Genomic DNA, 19,969 nt, shown 5'->3' with positions numbered 1-19,969 from the left:
TACGGTTGCGCTTCTCGACCGCCTCTCCCTTCCGCTCGCTACGGTACTGTCAGGTGTTGCGACGTTTGTGGTCTTATTGCTGTGTCTCATGCTTTCCTGGAACAATGTCGCATCAAACCACTGCGGAAGCTGGAACCGGCCTCCACCCCACCTGAGAGCAGCACCATGCTGACCGGCCTGAACCACCTTACGCTGTCCGTGCGCGGCCTGCCGCGCAGCGCCGTATCCAGGCATGGTGTTCGAGACGGATGTTTGAAACAGCATATTCGATAAATTCATGGAATTCATTAAACCAGCAGAAAGACAAGCGCCGTTGCTGTGAAAAAACACTGTCACGCATCGATACCCCTCTGATAACCTTGCCTATAAGGCTTAATCAGGCTGGCAAGATTGTCTCCAGCAATAGGTAAATTCGCCACACTTCATTTCAATAATACAAATATTCATTGAAAATAGTTAACACTTATTTGGCAAATTCGCTAGAATTGATAACGCATCAGGAGGTTTGTCGCGATGCATGATCAATTCTGAGGGCAAACCCGTCGAAAGGCGGGGACGCAAAGCCACCGGCCTACCGCGCGCAAGCGCCACGGCAGCGGGGCTGCCAATGCAGGGCCGGGACCGCCAGCGCGCGGCACCATGCCAGGATGCATTGTCGAGATGTGGCCCTCGCCAACTCGGAGAGTTTCGCCATGAAAAAATTCAACCCCCTGCATCCCCGTCAAGGGCGTTTGCTGCTGGGCGCCACTGCCGCCCTCCTGCTGGGCGCTTGCGGCCCGGGACAGGAGACCTCGGCGCCGCCCGCCGCCATTGCCACAGCGGCAACCCAATTCACTGTCGAAGTGCCCGTCATCCCCGCCGCCGTCGGTGCGCTGGTGGCGCAACCGATGTTCCATGCGGCCCCGATGCTGCTCGATGCACCTGACGGGCGCGACAGCGGCAACAGCAGCGGCTCGGCCCACTGGCGCCCGCACATGCAGCGGGTACCCGGCACCATGGCGGAGATGTCCACGCGCCGCCTGACGGCACAAAAGATCGCCGCCGCGGAACAAACGGCGCAAAACATCGCACCGCTGCTGGACGGCGGCGCGGCGGACATCGCCGCGCCGATGGCCGGCAGCAGCGTGATGGCGACCTACTCGCCCGCGCAAATCCGCGCCGCCTACGACCTGCCCGCGCTGCCGGCAGCGGGCACGGCGCTGACGCCGGCCCAGGCGGCCCAGCTGGGCGCGGGGCAAACGATCTATATCGTCGACGCCATGCACAACCCGAACGCGGCCGCCGAACTGGCCATCTTCAACCAGAAATTCGGCTTGCCCGCCTGCACCACCAAGGCCATCGCCACGAATGCCACCCTGCCCTTGCCGCCCGCCTCGACCAGCGGCTGTGAATTTTCTGTTGTCTACAACACGCCATCGAGCACCATGACGGCCACCGCGCCCGCCTATAACTCGGGCTGGGCCATGGAAATCGCGCTCGACGTGCAGTGGGCGCATGCCACGGCGCCGCTGGCGCGCATCGTGCTGATCGAGGCGCCCGACGCCTCGGTCAACAGCCTGCTGGGCGCCGTGCGCCTGGCCAACCTGATGGGGCCTGGCGTCGTATCGATGAGCTTTGGCGCCGTCGAAGGCAACTGGACGGCGTCCGTCGACAGCGCCTTCACGGGTAAGAACATGACGTATCTGGCCGCCACAGGCGACTCGGGCAGCAGCGTGTCCTGGCCGTCCGTGTCACCGAACGTGCTGGCCGTAGGCGGCACCACGCTCAGCTACAGTGGCACGGGCACGCGCAGCGAAGCGGCCTGGTCGGGCACTGGCGGCGGCATCAGCGCCTATACGGCACTGCCCTCCTACCAGAGCGCCAGCAACGTACCGGGCATGACGGGCTTGCTGCGCCGCAATGTAGCCGACGTGGCCTTCAATGCCGATCCCGCCACTGGCCAGTACACGGCCGTGATGGCACAGGGCAGCAGCACCGCCAGCTGGCTCAGCATCGGCGGCACCAGCCTGTCCACGCCACAGTGGGCCGGCCTGATCGCCATCGCCAACGCCAGCCGCGCGCTGCAAGCGAAGACGGCGCTGGGCTTGGCGCATACTACGCTGTACGGCCAGATCGCCACCGTGCCCGGCACCTTTGCCAGCAGCTTTGCCGACATCACGCGCGGCAGCAACGGCACCTGCAGCGTCTGCACCGCCAGGGTCGGCTATGACCCGCTGGCCGGCCTGGGCACGCCCAACGTGAAAAGCCTGCTGGCCAGCCTGTCGGGCATGCCCGCCGCCCCGGTCGCGCCCGTGGTGACGGGGGCCAGCATCAGCGGCATGGTCGGCAAGCCGCTCTCGTTTACGGTATCGGCCAGCGCCGCCAATCCCCTCAGCTTTTCCATGCTGGGCGCGCCGGCCGGCATGAGCATCGCCGCCACGGGCGTGGTCAACTGGACCGCGCCCGTGGCCGGCAGCTATGCCGTGACCATGGTGGCGCGCAATACCGTCAGCGGCCTGACCGGCCAAGCCGTGTACAAGATCGTCATCGCGCCGCAACCGGCGCCTGTCGTCGCCGCCGGCGCCGTCACGGGCAAGGTCGGCACGGCACTGGCCTTCACTGTCAGCGTCACCGCGCCGAACCCCGTCAGCTATACGCTCGCCGGCGCGCCAGCCGGCATGAGCATCAGCAGCGCGGGCCTGGTGAGCTGGGCGGCGCCGCTGGCGGGCAAGTATGCCGTCACCGTCACGGCCAAGGACAGCAAGACCGGCTTGAGCGGCAAAGGCATCTACACGGTGGCCATCGCCGCCCCGCTGCCGCCCGTGGTCACGGCGGCCAGCGTGACTGGCAAGCCCGGCGTGGCGCTGTCGTTCGCCAGCACGGTGGTGGCGCCCAACCCCGTCACGTACACGCTGTCGGGCGCGCCAGCCGGCATGGCCATCAGTGCGGCCGGCGTCGTCAGCTGGGCCAAACCCGTGCTGGGCACGTATAGCGTGACCATCATCGCCAAAGACAGCAAGACCGGCCTGTCGGGCCAGGCCGTGACGACGGTGAAAATCGCCGCCGCCGGCCCCACCATCACGGCCGCCGCCATGAAGGGCGTGGCCGGCAAGGCCATGAGCGGCAGCATCGTGCTGACGGCGCCAGGGGCGACCTCGCTGCGGATCTCGATCGACGGCGCGCCGCTGGGCATGCAGTTTTCCATGAGCGGCCTGACCATCACGGCCACCTGGCCGCAACCGGTGGCCGGCAGCTATACGCTGAAGGTGGTGGCGCTGGACAATAACGGCTTGACGGCGCAACTGAACGTGCCGGTCAACGTCACGGCAAAATAAGCCAGCACGGCTTGCCGACGGGGCGCAGCGGGACACCTGTCATGCTGCGCCCTTTTTCATGTGCGTGGGCCTTGCAACGAATCCTGAAAAGGAGTATAAATAGTCCATAAACAGAGCTTTGTTGAAGGAGTGCCATGAATCTCGCCTACGCCTACCCCAAGAGCCGCTTCGAGCCGGCCGTGCTCGTCGACCTGAATGCCAAAGCCGAGCGCGAGCGATTGTCGCAGGCGGCATTGAAAGGGTTTTTCAAGCTGGCCGCCGCCTGGAAACTGCGCGACGACGATGCGCGCGAACTGCTGGGCGGTCTGTCCAGCAGCGCCTGGTACGAGTGGAAAAAGCACCCGGACCGCGTGCTGGAAGTGGACCGCATCACGCGCATTTCCTATTTGCTGGGCATCTACAAGGCCTTGCACATCCTGTACGGCGACAAGCTGGCCGACGAATGGGTGAGTTTGCCCAACAAGAATCCCATCTTCGGTGGCCGCACACCGCTGTCACAGATGCTGGCCGGCGGCTTGCTGGCCATGCAGACGGTGCGCAAGCTGCTCGACGCGCGCCGCGGAGGACTGTAATCTTGCCCGCCACCGCCCATGACCACCTGCCGCCGCTGGCCGCCTTGCGCCAGATCGACACTTGCCGCCTGATTCCGTCGCGCTTCGCCGACATGGAAGACTCGGTGCTGGCGCCCCTGGCCGAGGACGACGATCACCTGCGCGAATTGTTCGAACTCGATAACGCGACCAACGCGCGCCTGGTGGCCGAGTATGGCGGCGCGCCAGGAATTGGCGTGGACGAGCTGGTTTTTGGCGTACCAAACTTTCGCATCATCAACGCCGCCTACACCTACGCCCGCCCGGAAGGGGCGCGTTTCAACGATGGCGAGCGGGGCGCCTGGTATTGCGCCTTCGACATGGAAACGGCGCTGGCCGAGATCATTTTCCATAAAACCGTGGAATACCAGGAAATCGACTATTTCGACGACAGCGTCAGCTACCAGTCGCTGCTGGCCGACTTTTCCGCCAGCTTCCACGACTTGCGCAGCCAGCAGCGCTACCAGGCTTGCCTCGATCCGGCCAGCTACATCGCCTCGCAAGACCTGGCCGCCATCCTGCTCGAAGCCGGTTCCATGGGCGTGATCTTCCCCAGCGTGCGGCACGCCAGCGGCACCAACCTGGCCTGCTTCCGCCCTGCCCTGGTAGGCAATGTTCGCAAAGGTGGCGCCTATCGGTTAACATGGCAGGGTACGCCGACGCCGCGCGTGGAAGCCCTGCAAGGCCAGCCAAGCGCGCGCAACGGCACCCGACTCACCGAACATTGATATTTCGCATGCAAACCAATCCTGAAAAAGACACCGAACTGCGCCTCAAAGTGAACAGCGAAACGGCCCGCCTGGCCTGGAGCGAACTGGAAAAGCACTTCGCCCAGGGCAACGTCGTCTGGGTCGCCAATGAGCTGGACCTGGTCGAAGTGGCCGTGCGCATCTCGCACGACGACAAGTCCACCATCACGCAATGGATGGTCGATGGCAAAGTGGCCAAGGTGTCGGACCAGCAGGCGCTGGACTGGCAAGCGGCCGATGCGGCCCTGTGGGCCGTCGTCGTCAGCCCGTTCATCTTAGTGCAGCAGGAAAAGCCGACGCAACACTAAAGACTGCGCTCGAACAGCAGGCGCAGCGCAGCGCTGCCGTCCAGGCGCGTCACGCTGTCGCTGCGGCCCGCATCCTCGACATACGATTGCCCTTGCAGCTGTCGCTGGCGCAGCAAATTGGCCGCCGACAGGCGCACCCGCGTTTTGACGTCCGGCTGCCACAGCGCATACGCGTCCAGGGTGCGCCGCACGCCCGCCTGGCTGCTGGCGTGCGCATCGAGCCGCGCCAGGCCGCCCGTCTGCACGTGCAGATTGCCGCCCATGCTCATCCTCGGCGAGAGCCGGTAATCGAGTCCCAGGTTGAACGTGGCCGGCACCTGGCTGGCCAGGCGGTTGCCGGGACCCGGCACGGCGGCGACGCTGGACCAGTTGCGCCCCGCATTGGCACGCACGTCGATATCGGGCGCCTGCACCCACCAGGTCCGCACGGACAATTTCACATCCAGTTCGACGCCGCGCAGCGTGGCCGTACCGTTATTGAACGGGCTGGCCGTCCAGATGCCATCGCGCTGAAACAGGCGCTGCACGGTGACGTCGCTGATGCGCCGCGTGTATGCCGACACGCTGGCCACGCCGCTCTTGCCAAAATAGCTCTCCCAGGCCGCATCGAGCCCCCAGGCCAGTTCCGGGAGCAGCTCGGGATTGCCCTGAAAATCGGGATTGTTGGCGCTGTTGCCATTGTTGATGGTGTAGCGGCGCGGCACCAGGTTGCGCGTGCTGGGCGCCTTGTAGGTGCGCGCCAGCGCCAGCCGCAGCTGGTCGCGTTCCTGCTGCGGCGGTTTCCACAGCAGCTGCGCCACGGGACTCCAGACGCTGGCCCGCGTGCGCACTTCGCTCAAGGTGCGGCCCTCGGTGGCCGTCTGCAAGCCTTCCCAGCGCACGCCCGCATACATTTGCAGGCGCGGCGTCACGTCCCATTCATCCTGCGCATACAGGGCCAGGCGCCGCACGTCGGCCGTGTAGTCTTCATCGAGCGCATACGGCGCGCCACCGGCAAGATACGTGTCGCGCTGGCGGCGCGATTCGCTGCGGCGTATCAGGCTGCCATCCCAGCCCACGCTCAGCGCATGCCCGCCACCCAGCCGGCCCAGGTATTTGCCGCTGCTGCTGACACTGTCGTCGATGGCGTCGGACACCACGCCGCGCCGCAGCAAAAGCGCGCCACTGGCCGCCGCGCCCTGAAACGCATAGTCCGTATCGCGCCGGTTGTGGTTGACGCCCAGTTTGGCCGTCAGCTTGCCCGCCGCCCCCAGCGCGTGCGCCCAATTCACGTCGTTGCGCGCCGAAAACACGCTGGCCTGCGACGTGGCGCCATTGCGCGGATACGCCGTGGGCATGCCCAGAAAGGCCATCTCGCTGGCCACGCCGTCAAAACCCGTGCGATACCAGTCCAGCAGGCTTTGCCAGATGATGGTATCGCCATTGTCCAGGGTCCATTGCAGGCGCGGCGTCAGGCTGGCCTTGTTGACGGACGAGGCGTTGCGCGTGCGTGTTTCGCGCCGCGCCAGCAGCGTGCCGGCCGGATCGGAGATTGTCTCAGTCGTCCTTCCCGCCACGTCATCGGCCGTGCGCTCCAGCGCGCCCGTCAGCGCATAGGCGAAACCGGGCAGCTTGTCCGCCACGCGCAAGGACGCGACAGGCTGCCAGCGGCCATCGCCCCGGCCCGCGCCCAGTTTCCATTCGCGCTCGGCGCCGCTGGCGCCCTTGCGCAAGACGACGTTGATGCTGCCGGCGACGGCTTGCATGCTGTATTCGGCCGTCGCACCGCGTAAAATCTCGATACGCTCGATCATCTCGGGCGCGATCGATTCGATGGAAAATCCCGGTGGCGCGGGGTCGCCGTTGATCAGCATTTGCGTGTAGCCGGCGCCCAGGCCGCGCATGCCCACCTCGCCGCCGACGACGGAGACGCCGGGTTGGCGTTTCAGGACCGCCGCCAGGCTGCTGTCGCCATATTGGGCCAGCTCGCCGCGGCTGACGATGATCTTCGCGGCCGTGTCGTCGCGCCGCTGCTGCACGCCGCTGGCGGCCGAAATGGCAACTTGCTTCAGCGGCGCATCCGCGGCGCAGGCGGAAGCGGGCAAAAGCAGGAAAAAAAGCGGAGATAAAAACGGGAAATACTGGCTGGCGCTGCGCATGATGCCTTTTCTACACTGCGGCTAGGGAAGCGCGCAGTGTAGAGGATTTGATAATGCGCAGCAAGCGGCTTTCAGTGCCCTCCCCGGCAAAATGCGATGAACCAAAAAAATGCCGCTTCGCCTACATCACGAAGCGGCACTTCCACTGGCAAGCCCGGTTAGCGCATGCTTACTGGCTGTCGATGCTGGTGTTGCCAGCCGCCGACGGCAGTCGCAGGCCCGTGTCGACCACACTCAGGCGCAAGCCCGGCAAGACATTGCTGTTCACCGATGCCGTCGTCAGCACCACCGGCGTGCCGCCCTGCTGCGGCTGGCCGCGCTCCGCCACCACCTGCACCACGTCTTCCTTGCTGGTCACGGTTTCGCCTTTCGCCACCACTTCGGCCTGCACCATATTGCCCTGCGATGGCGCCACATTGACCGCCGCGATCACGCTGGCCACCGCGCTTTGCCGCGCTTCGGTCGGCTTGACGGTCAGCACGCCCGGCGTGTACGTCAACGCATAGTTGGTTGACGTCTGGCCGGCCGCCGACACCAGATAGCTGCCCGATGGCGTAGCGATGGTGGCCGGCGTGCTGAATGCCAGATTGCCGCTGACCTCGTTCGCCAGCGTGTCGTTGCCCAGCAAGCCCGTGTAGCTGGCCGTGAAGGCCGGATTGACATTGCCCTGGTCTTTCTCGGCATTGCCCACCTTCACCCCCAGTTCCGCCTGCGTGATGCTGGCCGTGGTCGTCGCCGTGGCGTTGACCGTGTAATTGCCGGCATCCGTACCGCCGAGGACAATGCCGTTCACCGTCACCGTTTTGTTGGCGCCGGCGTTCTTGTCGGCAAAGCTGGCGCCGCTGCTACTGATGCTCAGCACGTCGCCGGCGATACGGTTGTCATCCAAAGTCACGCTGGCGTTGGTGGTGGTGTCATACACGCGCGGTGCGGCGCCCGTGGCGCGCACCAGCAGGCTGGCCGGCGTGATGCTGGCCGTCAAGCCGGTCGGGTCGCTGACCGTGTAGTTGCTGGCCAGACCGGTGATGGTGTCGACCAGGCTCGTGCCCGTCACCGTCACGGCTTTGCCATTGGCCGCGTTCTTGTCGCTGAACACGGCAGTCTGACCCGCAATGCCCAGGCTTTCGCCCGCTACCAGGCCTGCCAGCACGCCGCCGGACAATTGCGCCGCCGTATTGCCGTCGTAGACCTTGTTGCCAGCCAGTTGACCCGCCACCGTCAATGCTTTCGGTGTGATACTGGCCGTCAAGCCGGTCGGGTTGCTGACCGTGTAGTTGCTGGCCAGGCCGCTGGCCGTGTCAACCAGGGTTGTGCCCGTCACCGTCACGGCTTTGCCATTGGCCGCATTCTTGTCGCTGAACACGGCAGTCTGACCCGCAATGCCCAGGCTTTCACCCGCCACCAGGCCGCTCAAGGCGCCACCGGACAGGCTCGCGTCTGCATTGCCATCGTAGACCTTGTTGCCAGCCAGTTGACCTGTCACCGTCAAGGCCTTGGCCGTGATGCTGGCCGTCAAGCCGGTTGGGTTGCTGACCGTGTAGTTGCTGGCCAGGCCGCTGGCGGTATCAACCAGGCTCGTGCCCGTCACCGTCACGGCTTTGCCATTGGCCGCGTTCTTGTCGCTGAACAAGGCAGTCTGACCCGCAATGCCCAGGCTTTCGCCCGCCACCAGACCGCTCAAGGCGCCGCCGGACAGGCTGGCCTCTGCATTGCCATCGTAGACCTTGTTGCCAGCCAGTTGACCGTTTACCGTCAAGGCCTTGGCCGTGATGCTGGCCGTCAAGCCGCTCGGGTTGCTGACCGTGTAGTTGCTGGCCAGGCCGCTGGCGGTATCAACCAGGCTCGTGCCCGTCACCGTCACGGCTTTGCCATTGGCCGCGTTCTTGTCGCTGAACACGGCAGTCTGACCCGCAATGCCCAGGCTTTCGCCCGCTACCAGGCCTGCCAGCACGCCGCCGGACAATTGCGCCGCCGTATTGCCGTCGTAGACCTTGTTGCCAGCCAATTGGCCCGCCACCGTCAATGCTTTCGGTGTGATACTGGCCGTCAAGCCGGTCGGGTTGCTGACCGTGTAGTTGCTGGCCAGGCCGCTGGCCGTGTCAACCAGGGTTGTGCCCGTCACCGTCACGGCTTTGCCATTGGCCGCATTCTTGTCGCTGAACACGGCAGTTTGCCCCGCAATGTCCAATGCCTCACCCGCCACCAGGCCGCTCAAGGCGCCACCGGACAGGCTCGCGTCTGCATTGCCATCGTAGACCTTGTTGCCAGCCAGTTGACCTGTCACCGTCAAGGCCTTGGCCGTGATGCTGGCCGTCAAGCCGGTTGGGTTGCTGACCGTGTAGTTGCTGGCCAGGCCGCTGGCGGTATCAACCAGGCTCGTGCCCGTCACCGTCACGGCTTTGCCATTGGCCGCGTTCTTGTCGCTGAACAAGGCAGTCTGACCCGCAATGCCCAGGCTTTCGCCCGCCACCAGACCGCTCAAGGCGCCGCCGGACAGGCTGGCCTCTGCATTGCCATCGTAGACCTTGTTGCCAGCCAGTTGACCGTTTACCGTCAAGGCCTTGGCCGTGATGCTGGCCGTCAAGCCGCTCGGGTTGCTGACCGTGTAGTTGCTGGCCAGGCCGCTGGCCGTGTCAACCAGGGTTGTGCCCGTCACCGTCACGGCTTTGCCATTGGCCGCATTCTTGTCGCTGAACACGGCAGTTTGCCCCGCAATGTCCAATGCCTCACCCGCCACCAGGCCGCTCAAGGCGCCACCGGACAGGCTCGCTTGTGCATTGCCATCGTAGACCTTGTTGCCAGCCAGTTGACCGCTTACCGTCAAGGCCTTGGCCGTGATGCTGGCCGTCAAGCCGGTCGGGTTGCTGACCGTATAGTTGCTGGCCAGGCCGCCATTGCTGCCGTTGGACAAGGCGCCGCCGGTGACGCTGACAGCCTTGCCGCTGCCGGCATTCTTGTCCGCAAACGCACCGACCATGGCCGCCATGCCGACCGTTTCCGAGCCCACCAGGCCGCTCAGGGTGCCGCCCGTGATGGTCGCATCGAGCGCGCCGTCATAGGTTTTGTCAGCCGCCAGTGCGCCGGTGACGCTCAGCACTTTTTGCGTGATCGAACCCGTCACATTGCTCGGGTTGCTGACCGTGTAGTTGCTGGCCAGGCCCGTGCCGTCAAGCAGACTGATGCCCGATACCGTCACGGCCTTGCCGTTGCCGGCGTTCTTGTCGACGAACACACCCGTGCCGCCCGAGACCACCAGCGTCTCGCCCGTTACCAGGCCCGTCAAACTGCCGCCGGCCAGGGTCGCGGCCGTGGTGCCGTCATAGGCGCGCGTGCCGGCCGTCATGCCCGATACCGTCAGCGCTTTCGGCGTGATACTGGCGATCAGGCCGGTCGGGTTGCTGATCGTGTAGTTGGCCGCCAGGCCGCCATTGCCACCGTTGACCAGGGTCGAACCGGTCGCCGTCACCGTCTTGCCGGTGCCGGCGTCCTTGGTATCGAAGGTGGCGCTCAAGCCCGTCACACCCACGGTTTCCGTGCCGACCAGGCCGCTGATCGACCCGCCCGACAAGGTCGCCTTGGTGCTGCCGTCATAGATCTTGTTGACGGCCGACATGCCGGTAATCGTCAGCGCCTTCGGCGTGATGCTGCCGGTGCCGGTCGCGGTGGTGCTGGCCAGCGTGTAGTTGGCCGCGTCCGTGCCACCCAGGGTCAGGGAGGAGATCGTCACGGCCTTGCCGGTGCCGGCGTTCTTGTCGCTGAACGCGGCCTTGGTGGCGCCGATGGCCAGGCTGTCGCCGCTCACCATGCCATTGAAAGTGGCCGTGGCAGCAGCGAACGTGGCGGAAGTACCACCGTCATAGACCTTGCTGTCGGCCACCACATTGGTCACCGAGCTGATGGTGGCCTGGTTGATATTGGCCGTCACGTCAGTCGGGTTGCTGAGCGTATAGTTGCTGGCCAGCCCAGTGCCATCGGCCAGCGTCGCGCCGCTGACTGTCACGGTCTTGCCGGTGCCGGCGTTCTTGTCGACAAAGACACCCGACAGGCCGGACAGGCCCAGAGTTTCACCGCCGACCAGGCCGTTCAGGCTGCCGCCGGTCACGCTTGCCTTGGTGGTGCTGTCATAGACCTTGTTGGCGGCCGCCACGCCGGTGACGCTCAAGGCTTTTTGGGTGATGCTGGCGATCAGGCCGCTGGCCGGGCCGACCGAGTAATTGCTGGCCAGGCCGCCATTGCTGCCGTTGGACAAAGTGCCGCCGGTGATGCTGACGGCCTTGCCGCTGCCGGCGTTCTTGTCCGCAAACGCACCGGCCAGGCTTGCCAGGCCGACCGTTTCCGAACCGACAAAGCCGCTCAGGCTGCCGCCCGTGATGCTCGCATCGAGCGCGCCGTCATAAGTTTTGTCGGCCGCCAGCGCACCGGTGACGCTCAACACTTTTTGTGTGATGGAACCGGTCACATTGGTCGGGTTGGTCACGCTGTAATTGCTGGCCAGGCCCGTGCCGTCAAGCAAGCTGATGCCCGATACCGTCACGGTCTTGCCGTTGCCGGCGTTCTTGTCGCCGAACACACCCGTGCCGCCCGACAAGACCAGCGTTTCGCCGCTGATTACGCCACTCAGGCTGCCGCCGGCCAGGGTCGCGGCCGTGGTGCCGTCATACACGCGCGTACCAGCCGTCATGCCCGATACCGTCAGCACTTTCGGCGTGATGTTGGCCGTGAAACCGGTCGGGTTAGCCATCGTGTAGTTGCTGGCCAGGCCGCCGTTGCCGCCGTTGACCAGGGTGGTGCCAGTGGCCGTCACCGCCTTGCCGGTGCCGGCGTTCTTGTCATCAAAAGTAACCGTCAGGCCCGTCACGCCCAGGGTCTCAAAGCCGACCAGGCCATCGATTGAGCCGCCCGTGACGCTGGCCTTGGTGTTGCCGTCGTAGGCCTTGCTGACGGCCGACATGCCGGTAATCGTCAGCGCCTTCGGCGTGATGGCGCCGGTGCCGCTGCCGATGGTGCTGGTCAGGTTGTAGTTGCCCGCGTCAAGGCCGCCCAGGGCGATGCCGCTGACGGCCACCGTCTTGCCGTTGCCGGCGTTCTTGTCGGCGAACGTGGCGCTGGTGGCGCTGATCGACAGGCTGTCACCGCCCACCATGCCGTTGAAGGTGGCGCCGGTGGCGCTGACGGTGGCCTTGGTATTGGCGTCGTAGACCTTGCTGTCGGCGACGATATTGCTGACGGTGCTGATGGTGGCCTTGGTGATATTGGCCGTCAAACCGGTCGAATCGGTGACCGTGTAGTTGGACGCCAGGCCACCATTGGCGCCGCCCGTCAATACCGCGCCGCTGACGGTCACCGCTTTCGCGGTGCCGACATTCTTGTCGGCAAACAGGCCCGTCATGCTGGTCAGCGTCAGGGTTTCCTTGCCGACCAGACCGTCCAGGCTGCCGCCGCTGATGGTTGCCGCCGTGCTGCCATCGTAGACCCGGTTAACGGCTGTTGCACCGATCACCGTCAATGCCTTCCGGGCGATGCTGGCGGTGGCCATGGCGCTGGTATTGGTGAAGTTATAGTTGGCCAGGTCGTTGCCCGTCAGCGTGACGTCGGAGATATTGACAGTCTTGCCGGTGCCCGCATTCTGGTCGCTGAAGGCACCGCTGGCGCTGGAAAAGGCCAGATCGTCGCCAACCACCATACCGGTGATGACGGCCTTGCCGCCAATCACGGCGGCAGTGCTGCCATCGTAGGTCTTGTCGCTGGCGCTCAAGCCGCTGACGCTGGAAATGCTTGCCTTGGTGACGTTGCCGGTCACACTGGTCGGATTGCTGACCGTGTAATTGCTGGCCAGGCCGCCGGTATTGTCGGCCAGCGTGGCGCCGGTGACGGTGACAGCCTTGCCGCTGCCGGCATTCTTGGTGGCATAGGCGCCGCTCAAGCCGGACAGCGTCAATGTTTCGCCGCTGACCAGACCATCGAGCACACCGCCCGCCAGGGTCGCGGCCTTGGTGCCATCATAGACGCGGGTTACGGCGCTGGCACCGGTGACCGTCAGCGCCTTCGGCGTGATATTACCGGTCGCGTCAGTGGCATTGGTCACCGTATAGTTGCTGGCAAGGCCAGAGCCATTGCCCAGGGTGGCGCCGGTCACCGTCACGGCCTTGCCGTTGCCCGCGTTCTGGTCGTTGAATTCACCGCTCTGGCCAGACAGGCTCAGGGTTTCGCCGTTAACCAGGCCATTCAGGGTCCCGCCGGTGACTGTCGCCGCTTTCGTGCCGTCGTAATCCTTGCTGGCAACGGTCACGCCGCTGACCGTCAATCCTTGTTGCGCGATATCAGCCTTCAGGCCCGTCACGCTGGCGAGCGTGTAGTTGCTGGCCAGGCCACCGTTGCTGCCGTCGCTCAAGCTGCCACCGGTGACCGTCACCGCCTTGCCATTGCCGGCGTTCTGGTCGGCAAAGCTGCCCGACAGCGTGCCCAGGCCGACCGTTTCGCCGTTGATCATGCCGCCCAGGGTGCCGCCCGTAATCGCGGCCGCCTTGGTGCCGTCGTAAGTCTTGTTGCCTGCCGTCACGCCGGTCAACGTCAGGGTTTTGGGCGTGATGCTGGCCAGCACGGTGGTATCGGCCAGCGTGTAGTTGGACGCCAGGCCGCCGCCGCTGCCATTGCCCAGGGTGGTGTGGACGGTGACTACCTTGTTATTGCCGGCGTTCTGGTCAGCAAACGCGGCAGTAGAGCCTGATACCAGTCCTTCGCCGCTCACATAGCCGGTGATGCTGCCCTTGTTGATGGCGGCCGTCTCATTGCCGTCGTACTCTTTGTTCTCCACCGCCAGGTTGGTCCAGGTCAGCGTCTTGGCCGTGATGGTGCCGGTAACGCTGGTCGGCGCATCGAGCGTGTAGTTGCTGGCCAGGCCGGTGCCATCGGATAGCGTGCCCAGCGTCACCGTCAGCGTCTTGTCGGTGCCTGCGTTGGCGTTCTGATAAGTGCCACTCGAGGCGCCGAGGCTCAGGGTTTCACCAGTCACCAGGCCATTCAAGGTGCCGCCGGTCACGGTTGCCGACGCCAGCTTGTCGTATTGCTTGGTGGTCGCGGCCAGGCCGGACAAGGTCAGCGCTTTCGGCGTGATGGTGCCGGTCATACCGGTGGCAGTGACGATATAGTTGCCACCGGCGCTGCCGGTGGTGAGCGCGGTCACGGCCTTGCCGGTGCCCGCGTCCTTGGTATCGAAGGTGCCCGTATTGACGTTGATATTGAAGATGTCCTGCGACAGCACGCCGCTCAGCGCACCGCCGGACAGCGTGGCCGCCGTGGTGCCGTCATAGTCACGGGCGTTTACCGTGGCACCGCTCAGGGTCGCGGCCTTCCTGTCGATGGTCAGGGTCGCCGTGTTGGAAGTGATGGCATACCCGCGCTGGCCGGAGTACAGGCCGCCGGCCGTGATGGCGTAGGTGCCGGCGTTGACGGCATTGCCCGCCGCGCCATAGTTCAAGGTGCCTGACAGCACGGCATTCGGGTTCGAGAAGGTGGCGCCCGGCGCCGTCCAGCTGCTGGTGCCGTCATAGGTCTTGCTGGCGTTCGAGGCAAACGTCACCTGCAGCGGCGTCATGAAGGCGCGCAGCAAGGGGTAGGTATTGCTGTCGTAGACGATCCACGTGCTGGCCAGGTCCCACGCTGCGCCGCTGTAGGTGGACAGCGCTTTCATTTGCGTGGTGGTCAAACCGGTGCCGGTGGCGCTGGTGGCCTGGCCCGTGGTGGTGGCATCCCAGAAGTTGCCGCTGCCGCTGCCACTATTGGCGCCCACCAGGCCGCCCACGTCGAGGGTGCCCGAGACGGCGCCGGTGGCGTAGTTATTGGTCAAGGTGCCGGAGTTCAGGCCGACCAGGCCGCCTACATTGGTCACGCCGCTCACCGTGCCGGAGGCATAGCTGTTGCTGACCGTGCCGCTATTGCTGCCGACCAGGCCGCCGGTATTGGCGGTACCGGTCAAGCTCATGGTGCTGTAGCTGCCGCTGATGGTGCCGGCATTGTTGCCGACCAGCGCCCCCGTATCATCATGGCCGGTGATGCTGCCGCCTTCCAGGCCGACATTGCGCACGATCGCGGAGCTAGACGTCGCGCCGAACAGACCAGCGTAATCCGTGCCGGGACGATTGACGACCAGGCCGGAAATGACATGGCCGGCGCCGTCGAAGGTACCGGTGAACCTGGCGCCGGTGCTGGTACCGACCGGCACGAAGGTGGCGCCATTCCAGACATCGCCGCCGGTGCCGGTGCTGGCGGCGTTGATATCCTGCTTCAGCGTGTAGTTGCCGGCCAGGTTCATGGCCATCAGCTGCAACTGGTGCGACGAGTAGATATTGGTGCTGTACTCGGCCGACAGCATCGGCCCGGTGCCGCCTGTCGCGTTGCCTGCGCCGTTGAGCGTGCCGTCGGTATTGACCATGACCCAGTTATTGCCGGTCGAGCCGGTTGTGGTCGTGAAAACAAAGGCCGAGAAATTTTTGGCAACTTGCATTTCAGACGATGTCAGGCCAGTGATCGAAGGGGTAGTGGTGCCGCCATTTGTACCGACACCTAGCGCCGCAGGGTTCACGGTCAAGTTGTAATACCCGCCGGTGATCGAGGGACTCGTGCCGGCAGCGATGGTGCCGATCAGGCCGCCCAGGCTTCCGGAGCCGCCGGAAAACAGGCCTACCGCGCCGGACGAATAGGCATTCTGGGTCAAGCCAGCGCTGGTATTGGTGCCAATCAGGCCGCCCACCGCAGTAACGCCCGTCACCGAGCCGGTCGCGTAACTGTTTCTGATAATGCCTGAGTTTCCGCCAACCAGGCCACCAAATCCGGTGCCGGTGCCGCTACGGCTGCTCACCGCGCCGGTCGAGTAGCTATTGAGGATCTGGCTGGACGCCACATTGCTGCCAACCAGGCCGCCAGTCAGGCTATTGCTCGTCACGGCACCGGTATTGTAGCTGTTGGTGATGACTCCGGTAGCACGATTATGGGATGTCAGCCCCCCTGTATTGGTGGTTCCTGTCACATTGCCGCTATTGAAACTGTTGGTGATCGCGCCCAGATTGTTGCCAACCAGGCCCCCTGCGGTGTACGCGCCGATCACTTCGCCAGCGTTGTAGCTGTTGATGACGGTGCTGGTTTTGGTGGTATTGCCCACCAGCCCCCCCATCCAGAAGTCATAGTTCCCCACGACGCTGACCTTGCTGGTGTTGTAGCTGTCACTGATGGTGCCACTGTTGAGCCCGACAAGGCCGGCGCCGATGGCGCCGGTCGTGACGGTCACCGAACCGCCGCTGGCATACGCATTGCTGATGGTGCCACTGTTGATGGCGGCCAGCGCGGCGATATTGCCTTGTGTACTGGCGATATTGGCGGAGATGACAGGCGCGACCAGGCCGATATTGCGTATGCTGCCACTGCTGGAGCCGAACAGGCCTGCGACGCCGGCGGCAGAGGTGGTCGAACTGTTCAAGCCGGTAATGACGTGGCCCAGGCCGTCGAACTGGCCGGAGAATGCCGTGCCGGTGGTGCCGATCGGCGTGAAACCGTTGGCGCCCCACACCGCAGTGTTCGCCGTGCCGCTCGCATCGATATTGGCGCCCAGCACGAAGTTGCCGCTCAGCGCATTTTTCAAGCCTTGCAAATCGGTGCCGCTGACGCTGGTGGCCGCGCCCAGGCTGGTGATGACCGTGTAGGCCGTCGCCGTGCCGTCGCTGCCCAGCTTGGTGCTGAAGTTCAGCCCCGATGGCAGGTCGATCTCGGCCTTGACATTGTAAGTGGACAGGTTGCTTGCCGCGATCGCCTGTTGCCCGTATTCCAGCGCCAGGCTGGCCGTGCCGGAGCCGCGCAGCGGCTGGTTGATATTGATATTGTTTTGCGCCGTCAGCTTCAGCTGGTTGGCCGACCATGAAATCGTGTCGTTGACGTTGATGTTGCCCAGCGTGCCGGTGCCGCCCGAGCTGCTCTGAATCTGGACACTGGTGCTCTTGAGCGCATTGGTATAAAACGCGCCGGTCTGGTCGCCGCCGGTTGGCGCGATGGTGTAGTCGGTCGGGTCGATCAGCCAGGTGCCTGTCAGGCCGTGGCTGGAGGCCGTCGTGACCTTCAAGGCGTCATCGAGTTTCACATGCGCGGCAGAAGTGTCGATAAAGCCGCCCTTGCCACCTGTTGGCGCGCTGGCGTCCAGCGTACCGGCCGCGTTCACCGTGCCGGTCTGCATGTCGCCCAGCAACTTGATCGTGCCGCTGCGCGTATCGATGGTCTGCGCCTCGATCACGCCCGTGTTGTTGACGACGGTTTTCAGCAAGTCGCCGGCCGCCTGCGCCGTCAATACCACACTGCCGCCGTCCGCCTTGATCATGCCGCCATTGCTGACCAAAGCGCCCACGGCGCCCGCGTTGACGGCGACATTGAGCAAGCCGTCGCCCGCCACATCGAGCGTGATGGCGCGGCCCGCCGCCAGGGCCACCGACCCCAGGCGTGCCTGGATCGTGCCCTCGTTCGACACGTTGGCGCCCAGCAAGGCCACATAGCCGCCCGGCGCGCTGATCGAACCCTGGTTCAGGACTTTACCCGTGCCATTGCCGCTAAATTGGTATTTGCCGGCCATGAAGTCGGCGTTGGAAATATCCAAGGTGGAGGCCACCAGGCCCGCCGTGTTGACCGAGGCTCCTTGGCCGAACAGCACGCCATTCGGGTTGACAATGAACACCGTGCCGTTGGCTGACAAGTTGCCGAGGATGGTCGTGCCATCGCTGCCCAGTACGCGGTTCAACGCCACCGCATTGCTGTTCGGCTGCACGAATTGCACCGACTCGCCCTTGTTGATATTGAAGTTGGCCCAGTTGATCACCGCGTTCTGGCTGCCCTGCTTGATCACCGTCGAACCTGGCGCACCGGTGATGCTGGCCTGGCCCGCCACCACCGTGCCGCCCGCCGGCCCCGCCAGCGCCAGACTGCCGTAGCCCAGCATCAGCGCCGCCGCCATGCTGGTCAAGGCGAAATGCGCCCCGCCGCCGCTGCATCCTGGCATCGAGCGCTTGCCGGCCGATTTGACGTTTTCGGACACGGCGGCGTAAGCGCCCGTGGCCTGGTTCCAGATGGAGCGGTAGATGCGGTTCATGGCGGTGTCCTGATTTTTTTAACTTATGAATTAACTTGCATTAATTTAGAAATACTTGACGGCTTGCAGCCAGAAGCGGCCGGCGGAGTCCGGTGCCGAGGTCGCCTTGGCATTGCCCAGCTTGTGTGCGTAATACGCTTTCAGGACGAGCGCATTGGCGCCCGTCCACGTCACACCCACGCCGGCGCCGCTCAGGGTGCGGCGGTTCTCGCCGGCGCTCCAGGCGTCGCGGTTCAGCTTGACGCTGCCCGTGTCGGCAAAGGCCAGCACCTGCAGCTGACCGGGCAAGGAGGTCAACGCAGGGAAGGCCATCAGGTTCTGGCGCAGTTCCAGATTCAGCACGTAACCCTGGTCGCCATACGCCTCGCCGCCCGGATAGGCGCGCACGCCGCCCATGCCGCCGATGCCCATCTTTTCCGACACATCGAGATTTTTCGACGCCGCCTGGCCGCTGAGGCTGCCGAACAAACTCGTCTCGCCGCCCAGGCTTTGCAGGCGCGCCGCGTTGAAGGCGAGCTTGTTGAAGTGGCCGTTGCTCTTCACCGTCAGCTGGTCGATCAGGCGCGCCACCGGCGTTTCGATGTCGATCTTGCCGGTGGTGTAGGTCAGCGAATAATTGCTGATGCCACCGCCACCCACGCTATCTTTGCTATCACCGTTGAGATTGAACAGCCAGACCCTGGCTTTCTTGTCGTTGACGCTGCCCGTCGATTCCGTGCGGTCCTGGAAGGTCTTGTCGTCGTAGCTGACTTGCGCATACAGGTTGCTGCTGCGCGAGCGGATCAGCGGATAACTGCCATACGCGCTGGCGATCTTCGCCGTGCCCTTGGCCTCGAGCACGGCAAATTCCTTGCCCAGCTTGTAATCCATATACGTGTAGGCGCCGCCCAGGCGCAGCAAACCGGCCTGCCCCTGATACGCCAGGCGGCCGTAGTTCAAGCCGTCGGCCGAGGTAAACGCGCGTACGCTGGCCACGTCGCCGATGCCGGCCAGTTCATTAATGTTCAAGGTGGCGCCGATGCGGTTGCGGCCCGTGTAGCGGTTGCCCTGGTTATCGACGTCGATGCTGCCGTTGAAACGCGATCCCGGCTGCACCTCGACGATCAGGTCGGACGCGCCCAGCGAGGCCCCCGGCGCCAGGGTCGAGCTCACCTGCACGCCCGGCAAGTCCGACAGCAGCAGCAAGCGCCGCTCCAGCGGCGGCGTGGAAATCACTTGCCCGTCGAGACCGGCCAATATCGTGCCGGCCAGGCCGTCGGACAACTTGCTCTGGTTGCGCAGCTGCACTTGCCCATACTGGCCCGGCAGCACGCTGATGTGCACCACGCCATCCTCGATATCCTGCGCAGGCAGATACGCTTGCGCGAGGAAATAGCCACGCTGCTGGTAATAGCTGGCAATCTTACCGGCCATGGCGCGCAGCTCGCCCAGGGTCAGCTCGCTGCCCGGCACGAAACCCGTGCTGGCGATCAGTTCGCTCTCGGTAAACACGGGCGGCGCCGTCACCTGCAGGCGCTGTACCGTGATGCGCGTGGTATCGCCCACCGTGGTGGCCGGCACATTGCCCTGTTGCACGCGGATAGCCGGCGGCGCCTTCGGCAACTGAGGCGCGACGGGAATCTGCTGCAACTGGCTGCCTGCGCTGGGGGGATCGACAGCGTACGCGTTCTGGATCAACAGCAGCAAGGTCAGGGGCAGTAATTTGGCGCGCAAAAGAATCCTCTCGATCACAGAATCAGCGGTGGGCA

Annotated in this window: 7 protein-coding genes and 1 riboswitch; of the genes, 4 read left to right on the top strand and 3 right to left on the bottom strand. The window is 64.6% G+C overall.

Going from position 1 to position 19,969, the window contains the following annotated elements; all coding sequences use genetic code 11:
• Nucleotides 1-522: 522 nt before the first annotated feature.
• Nucleotides 523-609, top strand: a riboswitch (cyclic di-GMP riboswitch).
• Between the two features lie 83 nt (nt 610-692).
• The 4 genes from CLU93_RS22910 (at nt 693) to CLU93_RS22895 (ending at nt 4,961) form a co-directional block, all read left to right on the top strand.
• Nucleotides 693-3,314, top strand: a complete 2,622-nt coding sequence (locus CLU93_RS22910) for a S53 family peptidase (RefSeq protein WP_099763453.1) — start codon at nt 693-695, stop codon at nt 3,312-3,314.
• 134 nt (nt 3,315-3,448) lie between these two features.
• Nucleotides 3,449-3,886: an MbcA/ParS/Xre antitoxin family protein gene (locus CLU93_RS22905; protein ID WP_071076812.1), complete on the top strand. Its 438-nt coding sequence runs from the start codon at nt 3,449-3,451 to the stop codon at nt 3,884-3,886.
• 2 nt (nt 3,887-3,888) lie between these two features.
• A complete protein-coding gene (locus CLU93_RS22900; protein ID WP_099763452.1) occupies nt 3,889-4,632 on the top strand; it encodes an RES family NAD+ phosphorylase in 744 nt (247 codons plus the stop codon).
• Between the two features lie 8 nt (nt 4,633-4,640).
• Nucleotides 4,641-4,961: a DUF2288 domain-containing protein gene (locus CLU93_RS22895; RefSeq protein WP_096235806.1), complete on the top strand. Its 321-nt coding sequence runs from the start codon at nt 4,641-4,643 to the stop codon at nt 4,959-4,961.
• Here CLU93_RS22895 and CLU93_RS22890 read toward each other — a convergent pair.
• From CLU93_RS22890 to CLU93_RS22880, 3 genes are all read right to left on the bottom strand, one after another.
• Nucleotides 4,958-7,099, bottom strand: coding sequence for a TonB-dependent receptor plug domain-containing protein (locus tag CLU93_RS22890; protein ID WP_099763451.1), 2,142 nt, complete (start codon nt 7,097-7,099; stop codon nt 4,958-4,960). The two genes, CLU93_RS22895 and CLU93_RS22890, sit on opposite strands and share 4 nt — an antisense overlap.
• Nucleotides 7,100-7,268: 169 nt before the next feature.
• Entirely contained in the window at nt 7,269-18,221 is a 10,953-nt protein-coding gene (locus tag CLU93_RS28315; RefSeq protein WP_099763450.1) for a YDG domain-containing protein, read from the bottom strand.
• A gap of 45 nt (nt 18,222-18,266) precedes the next feature.
• A complete protein-coding gene (locus tag CLU93_RS22880) occupies nt 18,267-19,934 on the bottom strand; it encodes a ShlB/FhaC/HecB family hemolysin secretion/activation protein (RefSeq protein ID WP_099763449.1) in 1,668 nt (555 codons plus the stop codon).
• Between the last annotated feature and the right edge of the window lie 35 nt (nt 19,935-19,969).

Source organism: Janthinobacterium sp. 35 (assembly GCF_002754575.1).
Classification (GTDB): domain Bacteria; phylum Pseudomonadota; class Gammaproteobacteria; order Burkholderiales; family Burkholderiaceae_D; genus Janthinobacterium; species Janthinobacterium tructae.
Note: the sequence above shows the minus strand (reverse complement) of the source record. Positions and strands in the feature narration are given on the sequence as shown.

Excerpts from the sequence above, each read along its gene's own strand:
- CLU93_RS22910 (WP_099763453.1), top strand. The coding sequence starts at position 693 with ATGAAAAAATTCAACCCCCTGCATCCCCGTCAAGGGCGTTTGCTGCTG.
- CLU93_RS22905 (WP_071076812.1), top strand. The coding sequence starts at position 3,449 with ATGAATCTCGCCTACGCCTACCCCAAGAGCCGCTTCGAGCCGGCCGTG.
- CLU93_RS22895 (WP_096235806.1), top strand. The coding sequence starts at position 4,641 with ATGCAAACCAATCCTGAAAAAGACACCGAACTGCGCCTCAAAGTGAAC.
- CLU93_RS22890 (WP_099763451.1), bottom strand. The coding sequence starts at position 7,099 with ATGCGCAGCGCCAGCCAGTATTTCCCGTTTTTATCTCCGCTTTTTTTC.
- CLU93_RS28315 (WP_099763450.1), bottom strand. The coding sequence starts at position 18,221 with ATGAACCGCATCTACCGCTCCATCTGGAACCAGGCCACGGGCGCTTAC.